This is a genomic window from Paracoccus sp. NIOT.M2S5SZ12, from assembly GCF_057748165.1.
In genome coordinates, this window is record NZ_JBYLFR010000001.1 from 118075 (window position 1) to 130054 (window position 11980).

At 71.3% G+C, this 11980-nt stretch carries 13 protein-coding genes; 6 read left to right on the forward strand and 7 right to left on the reverse strand.

The genetic code is table 11. The features are described 5' to 3' along the window. The first annotated feature begins 80 nt into the window (after positions 1–80). On the forward strand, positions 81–2528 hold the full coding sequence (gene hrpB / locus AC2SGK_RS00585; protein WP_488321667.1) for an ATP-dependent helicase HrpB: 2448 nt from the start codon (positions 81–83) through the stop codon (positions 2526–2528). Here the strand turns inward: hrpB and AC2SGK_RS00590 are convergent. The 4 genes from AC2SGK_RS00590 to AC2SGK_RS00605 form a co-directional block, all read right to left on the reverse strand. Further along, positions 2525–2857 (reverse strand): DUF2794 domain-containing protein, encoded by a 333-nt coding sequence (locus tag AC2SGK_RS00590; protein WP_411839445.1) that lies wholly within the window; start codon positions 2855–2857, stop codon positions 2525–2527. The genes hrpB and AC2SGK_RS00590 overlap by 4 nt on opposite strands. A 49-nt stretch (positions 2858–2906) precedes the next feature. Further along, positions 2907–3191, reverse strand: coding sequence for an I78 family peptidase inhibitor (locus AC2SGK_RS00595; RefSeq protein WP_411838349.1), 285 nt, complete (start codon positions 3189–3191; stop codon positions 2907–2909). 5 nt (positions 3192–3196) lie between these two features. Next, positions 3197–3691 carry a hypothetical protein gene (locus AC2SGK_RS00600; RefSeq protein WP_488321668.1) on the reverse strand — a complete coding sequence of 165 codons (495 nt, stop codon included), beginning with the start codon at positions 3689–3691 and terminating at the stop codon, positions 3197–3199. 169 nt (positions 3692–3860) lie between these two features. Then, on the reverse strand, positions 3861–4502 hold the full coding sequence (locus AC2SGK_RS00605; RefSeq protein ID WP_488321669.1) for a TetR/AcrR family transcriptional regulator: 642 nt from the start codon (positions 4500–4502) through the stop codon (positions 3861–3863). A gap of 225 nt (positions 4503–4727) precedes the next feature. On the opposite strand from AC2SGK_RS00605, the gene AC2SGK_RS00610 reads away from it, so the two are divergent. After that, on the forward strand, positions 4728–6155 hold the full coding sequence (locus tag AC2SGK_RS00610) for a Glu/Leu/Phe/Val family dehydrogenase (RefSeq protein ID WP_411838352.1): 1428 nt from the start codon (positions 4728–4730) through the stop codon (positions 6153–6155). Positions 6156–6215: 60 nt separating this feature from the next. On the opposite strand, the gene AC2SGK_RS00615 is transcribed toward AC2SGK_RS00610, so the two are convergent. After that, positions 6216–7163, reverse strand: coding sequence for an L-threonylcarbamoyladenylate synthase (locus AC2SGK_RS00615; RefSeq protein ID WP_488321670.1), 948 nt, complete (start codon positions 7161–7163; stop codon positions 6216–6218). A 111-nt stretch (positions 7164–7274) separates the two neighbouring features. Between AC2SGK_RS00615 and AC2SGK_RS00620 the strand changes: the two genes are divergently transcribed. The 4 genes from AC2SGK_RS00620 to AC2SGK_RS00635 are packed head-to-tail and all read left to right on the forward strand — an operon-like array spanning position 7275 to position 10835. After that, positions 7275–8972 (forward strand): acyl-CoA dehydrogenase family protein, encoded by a 1698-nt coding sequence (locus AC2SGK_RS00620; RefSeq protein WP_488321671.1) that lies wholly within the window; start codon positions 7275–7277, stop codon positions 8970–8972. After that, positions 8969–9988, forward strand: a complete 1020-nt coding sequence (locus AC2SGK_RS00625; RefSeq protein WP_488321672.1) for an MBL fold metallo-hydrolase — start codon at positions 8969–8971, stop codon at positions 9986–9988. Before AC2SGK_RS00620 ends, AC2SGK_RS00625 begins: the two co-directional genes overlap by 4 nt. Positions 9989–10041: 53 nt before the next feature. After that, positions 10042–10194: an aa3-type cytochrome c oxidase subunit IV gene (locus AC2SGK_RS00630; protein ID WP_488321673.1), complete on the forward strand. Its 153-nt coding sequence runs from the start codon at positions 10042–10044 to the stop codon at positions 10192–10194. Beyond that, positions 10191–10835, forward strand: coding sequence for a hypothetical protein (locus tag AC2SGK_RS00635; protein WP_488321674.1), 645 nt, complete (start codon positions 10191–10193; stop codon positions 10833–10835). Before AC2SGK_RS00630 ends, AC2SGK_RS00635 begins: the two co-directional genes overlap by 4 nt. Here the strand turns inward: AC2SGK_RS00635 and AC2SGK_RS00640 are convergent. Together AC2SGK_RS00640 and AC2SGK_RS00645 are read right to left on the reverse strand one after the other, a co-directional pair. Beyond that, complete coding sequence (locus tag AC2SGK_RS00640; RefSeq protein WP_411838358.1) at positions 10823–11149, reverse strand: AzlD domain-containing protein; 327 nt, start codon at positions 11147–11149, stop codon at positions 10823–10825. The genes AC2SGK_RS00635 and AC2SGK_RS00640 overlap by 13 nt on opposite strands. After that, complete coding sequence (locus tag AC2SGK_RS00645) at positions 11130–11822, reverse strand: AzlC family ABC transporter permease (protein ID WP_488321883.1); 693 nt, start codon at positions 11820–11822, stop codon at positions 11130–11132. The genes AC2SGK_RS00640 and AC2SGK_RS00645 overlap by 20 nt, the downstream gene beginning before the upstream one ends. Positions 11823–11980 lie beyond the last annotated feature (158 nt).

The following is an 11980-nucleotide window of genomic DNA, read 5'->3' on the forward strand; positions in this document are numbered from 1 at the left end:
CGAAGATAGGTTCGCGGCCCGCGGATGTGTAGCCGCGCGATGATTGTGCCCCGGCTGTGGTTAGGGCTATGACCCGGGGCATGAATGACGCGCTGCCCATCGACGATGCCCTGCCCGCCCTGCTGGAGGCGATGGAGCGCCATGGCCGCGCGGTGCTGGTGGCGCCGCCCGGCGCGGGCAAGACCACGCGGGTGCCGCTGGCGCTGATGGACCGGGTCGCGGGGCGCATCCTGATGCTGGAGCCGCGCCGCCTGGCCGCGCGCGCCGCGGCCGAGCGTCTGGCGCAGTCCCTGGGCGAGGGGGTGGGCGGGCGCGTCGGATACCGGATGCGCGGCGACGCGGTGGCGGGCAGCCGCATCGAGGTGGTGACCGAGGGCATCCTGACGCGGATGATCCAGTCGGACCCGGCGCTGGAGGGCGTGGGCTGCGTGATCTTCGACGAGTTCCACGAGCGCAGCCTGAACGCCGATCTGGGCCTCGCGCTGGTCTGGGAGGCGCGGGGCGCGCTGCGCGAGGATCTGGCGGTGCTGGTCATGTCGGCCACGCTGGATGCGGAGCCTGTGGCCGCGATGCTGGACGGCGCGCCGGTCGTGACGTCCGAAGGGCGGGCCTTTCCGGTCGAGACGCGCTGGCTGGAGCGGCCCCTGCCTGCGGGCGGGCGGCTGGCCGATGACGCGGCGCGGCTGATCGCGCGGGCCGAGGCCGAGACGCGCGAGACGGGGGGCACCATCCTGGCCTTCCTGCCCGGCGAGGGAGAGATTCGCCGCGTGATGGCGGCGCTGGCGGGGACGGGCTGCGAGGTGCTGCCCCTCTATGGCGCGCTGCCGGCCGCGGCGCAGCGGGCGGCGCTGGCCCCGCCGGGGGCGGTGCGGCGGATCGTGCTGGCCACCGCGATCGCCGAGACCTCGCTGACGATCCCGGGCGTGCGGGTGGTGGTGGATGCGGGGCGCGCGCGCCGGGCGCGGTTCGACCCGGGCAGCGGCATGTCGCGCCTGGTGACCGAGCGCGTCAGCCGCGCCGAGGCCGAGCAGCGGCGCGGCCGCGCGGGGCGGGTGGCGCCGGGCCTCTGCTACCGGATGTGGGCGCGGGCCGAGGAGGGGGCGATTCCCGCCTTTGCCCCGCCCGAGATCGCGGTGGCCGATCTGGCCGGGCTGGCGCTGGACTTGGCGGCCTGGGGGGCGGAGGCGGGCGATCTGGCCTTTCTGACCCCGCCGCCCGAGGGCGCGCTGGCCGAGGCGCGGGCGCTGCTGGCCGATTTGGGCGCGCTGGATAAGGCGGGGCGCATCACCGCGCATGGGCGGCGCCTGGCGCGGCTGCCGCTGCATCCGCGTCTGGCGCATATGCTGGCCGTGGCGGGGCCTGCGGCGGCGGATCTGGCGGCGCTGCTGTCGGATCGCGATCCGCTGCGGGGGGCGGGGGCGGATCTGGAGCATCGGCTGCGGGCGATCCAGGGTCAGGGCGCGCGGGCGGCGTTCGAGGCGAACCGGCAGGGCATCGAGCGGATCAGGGCGGAGGCCAAGCGGCTGCGGCGGCTGGTTGCGTCCCGCGACGGCGGGGGGGACGATGTCCCCCCCGCACCCCCCCTGGCGCCCCTGTCGGCGGGGGGCATGGCCTCGCTGGCCTATCCGGACCGGATCGGGCTGCGGCGCAAGGGCGACGAGCCGCGCTTCGTGCTGTCGGGAGGGAAGGGTGCGGTTTTGCCCCGCGAGGAGGCGCTGGCCAATGAGCGGCTGATCGTGGCGCTGGACCTGGACGGGGATCAGCGCGAGGCGCGCATCCGCCTGGCCGCGCGGCTGGACGAGGGCGAGCTGCGCGCGCTGCATGGCGAGCGCATCCGCCAGGAGGCCGTCTGCGACTGGTCGCGCCGCGAGGGGCGGGTGGTCGCCCGGCGGCAGGAGCGGTTGGGCGCGCTGGTCCTGTCGGACCAGCCCTGGCCCGACGCCCCGCCCGAGGCGCTGGCCGCCGCCGCGCTGGAGGGGTTGCGCCAGGACGGGCTGCCTTGGACTCCCGGCGCCGCCCGTCTGCGGGCGCGGATCGCGCTGCTGCCCGATCTGGGGCCGGTCACCGATGCGGCCCTGCTGCAGGAGGGCGACTGGCTGCTGCCTTGGCTGGGCCGGGCGCGGACGCTGGCCGACCTGCGCGGGCTGGACCTGACCGAGGCGCTGAAGGCGCGGTTGGGCTGGGCCGGGCAGCAGCGGCTAGACCAGGAGGTGCCGGGGCAGTTCACCACCCCCCTGGGCCGCCGGGTGCCCATCGACTATGGCGGCGCGGAGCCGTCGATCGAGCTGCGCCTGCAGGAGCTGTTCGGCGTCACCCGCCACCCGGTCGTGGGCGGGCGGCCGCTGCGGATCACGCTGCTGTCGCCGGGGGGCAGGCCCGTGCAGGTGACGATGGATCTGCCGGGCTTCTGGGCCAGCTCCTATGCCGATGTCAGGAAGGACATGCGCGGCCGCTATCCGCGCCACCCCTGGCCCGAGGATCCGACCGCCGCCGATCCCACCACCCGCGCCAAGCCGCGCGGCACCTAGTCGACGGGGCGGATCAGCTTGGCGTCCAGCACGCGCAGCACCTGCGCCAGGTCATGGCCGCGTTTCAGGATGCGCCCGTCCATCGCGATGACCGCATAGGCGCCCTGGGCCGCGCGCAGTCGGGGGCGTTTCTCGATCCGGTAGAGGGGGTGTTCGGCGGCGCGGCGGAAGACGCTGAAGACCGCCGCGTCCTTCAGAAAGGACATGCCGTAGTCGCGCCATTCGCCCGCCGCCACGAAGCGGCCATAGGTCGACAGGATCAGCGACAGCTCCTTGCGGTCGAAGACCACGCGGTCGGGGTCGGGCGGGAACGGCGGCGCGGCGTTCATCATGTCGGAATGGTGACACCGCGCCGCCGCCTGCGCAACGCGAAACGGATCAGAAGCAGCTGACCTTGGTGATGCGGCCGTTGGCGCCGTATTCGATGTTCAGCCGGTCGGGGCGGAAATCGGCGGTGACCATGTCCTCGGGGCCGATGACGCGGGTGCCCAGGGGGAAGTTCATCGCGGAAAGGGCCGTGCGCGGCTGGCCGATCAGCCCCTGATAGCCGGCCGCGCCGCATTCGTCGGCGGGGGCGGGCGGGGTCACGGGTTCGACATAGGCGGGCTCGCAGGCGGCCAGGGCGGTCACGGCGAGGATCAGGGCGAGGGCGGTCTTGGTCATGGGGGTCATCCGCAATCGATGTTGGTGATGGTGCCTGCCGCGTCCAGGCGGAAGACGATCCGGTTCGGGTCGTAGTCCTGCGGTTCGATCCCGCGATACTCGACCACGCGATAGACCTTGGTGATGCCCAAGTTAGGGATCACGCTGCTGGGCTGGCCGATGCTGGAGGCATAGCTGCTGCCCTTGCACAGGTCGGGCTCGCGTTCGGTCAGGCCGGTGATGCCGGTCGCGGGCGGCGGCAGGTCGGCCACGGCGGGCGTGGGAACGGGGCTTGGATAGCCCGCGGTGGCCGGATAGGGCGCGGCGGGCTGATAGGGGGCGGGCGCATAGGGAGCGGGGGCGTAAGGCGCGGGCGCGACCGTCGGCACCATCGGTGCGGCGGGGGCCATCGGCGCATAGGTCGCGGGGGGCATGCGGGTCAGGCCCGAGGCGCAGCCCTGCACCGCACCCATCGCCAGCGCGGCCAGCGCCGCCCGAAACACCCATTGCCTGCGGATCATGCCTGTCACCCCTGCCGGCCCTGTTCTCGGGCCTTGTTGCGGACAGCATAGGCGGGGCGGGGCGGCTTGAGAAGGCGGCCCGGCAATCACGTTTCGATCAGCGCAGGAATGTCACAGCGCCCGGTCTAGGGGCGAACCGCTTTCAGGTGGCCGGTCTCGGACAGCCGCCTCAGGCGGCGCGCACTCCGTGCGAGGCCACGAACATGGCCGCCGCGTCGCGCGCGATCGCGTCGATCTGCGCCTCGTCGAGGGCGATGCGGTTCAGCAGGGCCGGGTGCTGCACCTGACCGTTGATCAGGGCGACCATCTGGCGGGCGCTGCGCAGGCTGTCATGAGGCTGAAGCATCCGCACCGCGATCCAGCCGTCGATGCTGTCCGCAAGCGGCTGGACTACCGCATCCTCCATCGCCTGGTCATAGGCCCGCGCCTGGTCGGGAAAGCGCGTGGCCTCGGCGGTGATGACGCGCAGCATTGACAGGCGCGGCTCGGCCAGGCTCCAGACCGCCATGTCGCGCAGCATGACGGACAGGTCCCGCTGCATGTCCTCGCCCGCCGGCACGGTCTCGAACGGGGCGTCGCGGAAGGCGCTGGCCAAGGTGGCGCGCAGCACCTCGCGGAACATCAGCGACTTGTCGGGGAAATAGCTGTAGAGCGTGGCCTTGGACACGCGCGCTGACCGCGCGATGTCATCCACGCTGGCTGCGGCATAGCCGTCGCGAAGAAAGATCGCGCTGGCGCCGTCGCGCACCTGATCGAACTTGCGGCCACGCGTGATGGCACCCGGCGTCCGGGTGTCGGTCGGTTTCATCATCGTCTCGTCCTCATTTTCCTTAGAACCCATGTGGGCGCGCAAGGTTCAATCGTCGTATAAAATATCGCGCAGGAAATAAAGTCGTACAAAATATGCATGTTTGCAGCATGCCGACGGGTTGTCGTAGCTGCCTGTTTTCGCGCCAATTCCGGCTGGCGGGACGGGGGAATTTCGCCTAGCCTCCGCGGCACCCGACCTTGCGCCGATACCAGGAGGAAAGCAGCAATGTCCGTCAACACCACCTCGTTCCGGGATTCCGTCGACCGCATGTTCACCCATGCGGCCGGGCTGATGGATCTGGCTCCGGGCCTCGAGGAGAAGATCCGGGTCTGCAACTCGACCTATACGGTGCGCTTCGGCGTGCGGCTGCGGGGGCAGATCCACACCTTCACGGGCTATCGGTCGGTCCATTCCGAGCATATGGAGCCCGTGAAGGGCGGCATCCGCTATTCGCTGGACGTGAACCAGGACGAGGTCGAGGCGCTGGCCGCCCTGATGACCTACAAATGCGCGCTGGTCGAGGTGCCCTTCGGCGGATCGAAGGGGGGCCTGTGCATCGACCCGCGCGCCTGGAACGAGGACGAGCTGGAGCGCATCACCCGCCGCTTCACCTACGAGCTGTCGCGCAGGAACCTGATCTCTCCGTCGCAGAACGTGCCCGCCCCCGACATGGGCACCGGAGAGCGCGAGATGGCCTGGATGGCCGACGCCTACAAGCGGCTGCACCCGGACGACATCAACGCCAAGGCCTGCGTCACCGGCAAGCCGCGCACCGCGGGCGGCATCGACGGGCGCGTCGAGGCGACGGGCCGGGGCGTGCAATACGCGCTGCGCGAGTTCTTCCGCCATGACGACGTGATGAAGAAGGCGGGCCTGGAGGGGGGCTTGGGCGGCAAGCGGGTGATCGTGCAGGGCCTGGGCAACGTGGGCTATCATGCAGCGCAGTTCCTGTCCCTGGAGGACAAGTGCCTGGTCACCTGCGTGATCGAGCGTGACGGCGCGGTCAGCAACCCGCAGGGCATCAACATCGACGCCCTGCGCGGCCATATCCGCGCGACCGGCGGCGTGCGCGGATTCGCGGGCGGCGAGTACCACGAGAACGGCCTGGCGATGCTGGAGCAGGAGTGCGACATCCTGATCCCGGCCGCGGTCGAGAGCGTCATCCATGCCGAGAACGCCGAGCGCATCCGCTGCAAGCTGATCATCGAGGCCGCGAACGGTCCGGTGACCGCCGATGCCGACGCGATCCTGCGCCGCCGGGGCATTGTCATCATCCCCGACATGTATGCCAACGCGGGCGGCGTGACCGTGTCCTATTTCGAATGGGTCAAGAACCTGTCGCAGATCAGCCTGGGCCGGCTGGAGCGACGCCATGAGGAGGCCCGCGCGCGCATGCTGGTCGAGGAGTTGGAGCGGCTGTCGGCCGATACCGGGCTGAACTGGACCCTGTCCAAAGGGTTCAAGGAAAGCTTCCTGACCGGCGCGGACGAGCTGGAGCTGGTGCGATCGGGTCTGGACGACACGATGCGCGAGAGCTTCAAGAAGATGAAGGAGGTCTGGGTGAACAACCCCAAGGTCGAGGACATGCGCACCGCCGCCTATGTCGTGGCGATCCGGCGGATCTCCAACGTCTACAATTCGCTGGGGCTGTAAGGGGGGCGCTGCCCCCCGGCCTGCGGCCTCCCCCCGGGATATTTTTCTGAAGAAGAAGGGTCAGGGGCGGGGGGCGGCGGCGCGACGCAGGCGGTCGTTGATCGCCTGGCCAAGCCCGTGGTCCGGGATCGGCGCGACCGAGATCGGGCGGCCCAGGGCGTCGGCGCGTCGGAGAAGGTCGAAGAGGCGCGCGGCGGCCTGGGTCAGGTCGCCCGTGTCCGAAAGGCTGAACGGGCCGGGCGCGCCGAAGGACAGATGCGTCTCTCCGGGCACGGGATCGGCGTTCAGGCGCAGGGCCGCGCGCGGGGCGTAGTGGCTGGAGAGCTGGCCGGGCGCGCTTGGGGCGGACGGATCGCCCTGATGCAGGGCCAGGTCCGTGCCCAAGGCTGTGGCGATCACCTCGGCCGGGATGCCGCCGGGGCGCAGCAGGGTCGCGCGCCCGCCGGGCCAGCCCACGATGGTCGACTCGACGCCCACCGGGCAGGCACCGCCGTCCAGCACCGCCGCGATTCGGCCGTCCAGCCCCCCGTCCGGGTCCAGCACGTGATCGGCGCTGGTCGGGCTGATCCGGCCCGAGGCATTGGCCGAGGGCGCGGCCAAGGGCGCCCCGGAGCTGCGCAGCAGCGCCTGCGCGACCGGATGGGCGGGCACGCGCAGGCCGATCGTGTCCAGCCCCGCCGTCACCAGTCCCGCGATGCCCGCATCCGCGCGCAGCGGCACGACGAGCGTCAGCGCGCCGGGCCAGAAGGTCCGCGCCAGTGTCAGCGCCTGCGGGGGCAGATCGGCGATGGCCTGCGCCGCGGCCAGGTCGGCGACATGCACGATCAGCGGGTTGAAGCTGGGCCGCCCCTTGGCCTGGTAGATGCGCGCGACCGCCGCGCCGTCGCGCGCGTCGGCCGCGAGGCCGTAGACGGTCTCGGTCGGGATGGCCACGCAGGCGCCCTGCGCCAGCAGGTGTGCTGCCTGGGCCAGTCCGGGGCCGTCGGGGAACAGTCGCAGGGTCTGCATTCGTGACGCGGGGTTTCGGTTGAGCCGGAGCGGAACGCGGCCCAAGATGCCGCCAAAGCCCACAGATAGACGCGCCGGCCCGCGAAGCCAAGGCGCCAGGAGGAGACCCCGATGAGCTTCAAGGCCCCGACAGCGCAAATCGACTTCATCCTGACCCATGTCGTGCCCTTTGGCGATCTGGCGGGAACCTCCCGCTTTGCCGAGGCCACGGCCGAGACCGCCAGCGCCATCCTGGACGAGGCCGGCAAGCTGGCCCAGAACGTGCTGGCGCCGCTGAACTGGGGCAGCGACCGGACGCCGGCGCGGCTGGAGAACGGGGTGGTGCGGTCCTCGCCCGGCTTTGCCGAAGGGTTCCGGGCCATCGCTGAGGGGGGCTGGGTCGGCGTGTCGGCCGATCCGGAATACGGCGGCATGGGCCTGCCGCAGGCGCTGAACATGGCCGTGGCCGAGATGATGTCGGGGGCCTGCCTGTCGCTGCAACTGAACCCGCTGCTGACGCAGGGCCAGATCGAGGCGCTGGAGCATCACGCGTCGGACGATCTCAAGGCGCGCTATCTGCCCAAGCTGATCAGCGGCGAATGGTCGGGCACGATGAACCTGACCGAACCCGGCGCGGGCAGCGACGTGGGCGCGCTGACCACCCGGGCCGAGGGTGCGGGCGACGGCACCTATCGGATCAGCGGGCAGAAGATCTACATCACCTGGGGCGACAGCGACGTGACTTCGAACGTCTGCCATCTGGTGCTGGCCCGCCTGCCGGGCGCGCCCAAGGGCACGCGCGGCATCAGCCTGTTCATGGTCCCGAAGCTGATCCCCGACGATCAGGGCAATCCGGGCCTGGCCAACAGTCTGAAGGTCGTTAGCCTGGAGGAGAAGCTGGGCATCCACGGCAGCCCGACCTGCGTGATGTCCTATGAGGGCGCCACCGGCTGGTTGGTGGGCGAGGAGAACAAGGGCATGGCCGCCATGTTCACCATGATGAACTGCGCCCGCCTTGGCGTCGGCATGCAGGGCGTGGGCGTGGCCGAGGCCGCGCTGCAGAAGGCCGTGGCCTATGCCCATGACCGCAACCAGATGGGGCCGATCATCCGGCATCCCGACGTGCGCCGCATGCTGGCCACCGCGCGGGCCGAGGTCTTCGCCGCCCGCGCCATCGGCCTGGCCTGCGCCACCGCCATCGACATGGAGCGCGCCACGGGCGACGCCGATCATGCCGCCCGCGCGGCCTTCCTGACGCCCATCGCCAAGGCCTATGGCACCGATGTCGGCATCCGCGTGGCCGACATGGGCGTGCAGGTGCATGGCGGCATGGGCTATGTGGAGGAGACGGGCGCGGCGCAATATCTGCGCGACGTGCGCATCACCTCGATCTATGAGGGCACGAACGGCATCCAGGCGATGGACCTGGTCGGGCGCAAGCTGTCGGACGGGGGCGAGGCCGCGATGCGCCTCTTGGACGAGGTGCTGGACGGGGCCAAGGCCGCGCAGGCAGCCCATCCCGATCTGGCCCATCAGCTGTGGCAGGCGGCCGAAACGCTGCGCGAGGCGACCCAAGGCCTGCTGGAGCGCGACATGGCCGACCGTTTCGCGGGCGCGGTGCCTTATCTGACCGCCTTCGCACGGGTCCTGGGCGGGCATTACCACCTGCGCGCGGCCCTGAAGGGCACGGAGGCGCACCGCGCGCTGGCGGCTGTGTTCATGGCCCGCGTCCTGCCCCGCTACGCCGCCGATCTGGCCGAGGTGCAGGCCGGGCAGGCCGATCTGACGGCGATCGGGGACGGGGTCCTGGCGGGCGATTACGCGGCGTGATCCGCACCCCGTTCGACACCCCGCCGGCCGAGGGCGCGGCCGTCACCGTCGCGCCCGGCGTGCTGTGGATGCGCCTGCCGCTGCCGATGAAGCTGGACCATGTGAACGTCTATGCCTTCGACGACCCGGAAGGCTGGACCATCGTCGATACCGGCTTTGACACTGGCCGCGGCCGCGCCCTGTGGGAGCGGCTGCTGGCCGGGCCGCTGCAGGGGCGGCCGGTGGTGCGGGTCATCGTCACGCATCACCATCCCGACCATGTCGGGCTGGCGGGCTGGTTCATGCAGGGCGGCGCCGATCTGTGGATCAGCCGGACCGCCTGGCTGACGGCGCGGATGCTGGTCCTGGACGAACAGGCGCAGGCCACGCCGCAGGCGCTGGCCTTCTGGCGGCGGGCGGGCATGCCCGCGGACCTGCTGGCGCGCCGGGCGGAGGAGCGGCCGTTCAACTTTGCCGACGTGGTCCATCCGCTGCCCCAGGGCTTCACCCGGCTGGCCGAGGGCGATGCCGTGGCCTTTGGCGGGCGGCGCTGGCGGGTCGCGATGGGGCATGGCCACGCGCCCTGCCACCTCACCCTGTGGTCGCAGGACTGCGATCTGGTCATCGGCGGCGACCAGCTGCTGCCGTCGATCTCTCCGAACCTGGGGGTCTATCCGACCGAGCCCGAGGCCGATCCGGTGGGCGAGTGGCTGGAGAGCTGCACCCGGCTGGCGGGGCTGGCGCGCGCGGAACAGCTGGTCCTGCCGGGCCACAAGCTGCCCTTCACCGGGCTGCCCTTCCGGCTGGAGCAGCTGATCCAGAACCACCGCGCCGGGCTGGAGCGTCTGGCCGAGGCGCTGCGCGCCGCGCCGCGCACGGCGGTGGGCTGTTTCGACATCCTCTATCGCCGCCGCATCGGCGAGGGCGAGTTCGGCCTGGCCCTGGTCGAGGCGGTGGCCCATGTAAACCATCTGCACCGCGCGGGCCTGGTGCGGCCCGTGGGCGAAACCGAAGGGGCGGTGCTGTGGGGGGCGTGACAGGTCCCGCGCAATCCGCTATCGCAGGACCGACAGCATTGAAGGGGGACGCCATGGCCGATTACGACAACAAACCCGAAGCCACCCAGGGCACGATGGACGTGTCCGAGCACAAGAAGACCTTTGCCGGCTTCATCCGCGCCTCCACCTGGGTCATCGGCCTGTCGCTGGCGGTGCTGGTGTTCATGGCCCTGACGAACGCATGAGCGGACGGGCAGGGGCGATGAAGCGACGCGTCTTTCTGGCGGCCGGCCTGCCGGTCGTCCTGGCGGCCTGCGGGGCCGACAACATCTGGGCCAGCGACGAGCGGGTGCGCGCCGCGCGCTTCGTCTCCTCGGAGCCCCCGTCGATCACGCTGTTCACGGTGATCGGCATCCCGCGCGGCGAGGGCGGCCATTCCGCCCTGATGTTCAACGGCAGCCAGCGCGTCATCTACGACCCCGCCGGCAGCTGGAACCACCCCAACATCCCCGAGCGGCGCGACGTGCTCTACGGGATCACTGACAACTTCAAGAACTTCTACATCGACTATCACGCGCGCGAGACCTACTGGGTGGCCGAGGACACGATCCTGGTGCCGCGCGAGGTGGCCGATCTGGCGATCCGCCGCGCCGAGGCGAACGGCCCCGCCAACAAGAGCTTCTGCGCCATCGAATCGGGCAACGTCCTGTCCGGCGTGCCGGGGTTCCAGTCGGTGCCGCGGGGCTTCTCTCCGCTGAAGCTGCGGGCATGGTTCCTGCGCCAGCCCGGCGTGATCTCCAAGCGTCACTATGACGGCGATCCGGCCAACAACCACGACGTGCTGCTGCGCCAGAAGGACGGCACGATCGGCGGCTACAGAAGATAGAGCAAGGCGGCCAGCGTGCCGCCGCCCGCCAGGATGGCCAGCATGACGTTGCGCGTCAGCACCCCCACCGCGACGGTCGCGGCGGCGGCGGCCATCCGCGCCGGATCGGCGCTGCCGCCGGTGGCCTCGGGCCAGACGACCAGCGGCGCGACCAGCGCAGGCAGCACCGCGACGGGCGTATAGCGCAGCATCCGCATGACCCATCCCGGCAGGTCCCGGCTGCCCAGGGCACCCAGGAAGGACCAGCGGATCAGGTAGGTGCCGATTCCCAGCACCAGGATGACGGTCCAGATCTCAGTGGCCGATGCGGGCATCGCGCGCCTCCCGTGTCTCGCTGCGCCATTCGACTAGGGCGCCGGTCGCCATGCCGAGCGGCGCCGCGATCAGCAGGCCCAGCCCCGAGGGCAGCCCGGCCAGCAGCAGCGCCGCCGCGATGGCCACGAAGCAGGCGGCCAGATGCGCGGGCGTGCGCAGCATGGGCGCGATCATGGCCAGGAAGGTGATCGGCATGGCGAAGTCCAGCGCGATCTCCTCCGGGATGGCCTGCCCGACCGTGGCCCCCGCCCAGGTCGCCACCATCCAGGGCAGGCACAGCACCACCGCCGTGCCGCCGAAATAGGCCAGCCGCTGCGCCACCGACAGGCGCGGATGCTGTTCGTAATGCTGGATCGACAGGGCATAGCTCTGATCGATCAGCGTATAGGCGACCCAGGCCTTGTGGCGCGGCGCGGCGTCGCGCAGCCAGGGCAGCAGCGAGGCCGAATACATTGCCATGCGCAGGTTCACCGCCAGGCCCGACAGGATCACGATGATCGCCGGGGCGTGGTCCGACAGAAGCTGCACGGCCGTGAACTGCGACGCGCCCGCCAGCACCAGGACCGAGAAGCCCATGACCTGCGCCAGGTTCAGCCCCGCCTCGGTCGCGACCACCCCGAACAGCACCGCGAAGGGCACGATCACCACCAGGAAGGGCAGCGACTGCACCATGCCATGGCGAAAGGCGGCACGCGGGCTGCGCGCCAGGGCGCGCGCGGCGGCCTCGTCGGCGGCGATCCGCCGGGCCGAGGGGCGGGGTTCGGGGGCGGGGGACATGGCGCTTTCGTCTTCCTGCGTTTCGCGGCACCTTGCTTGCACGCCGCGCAAGT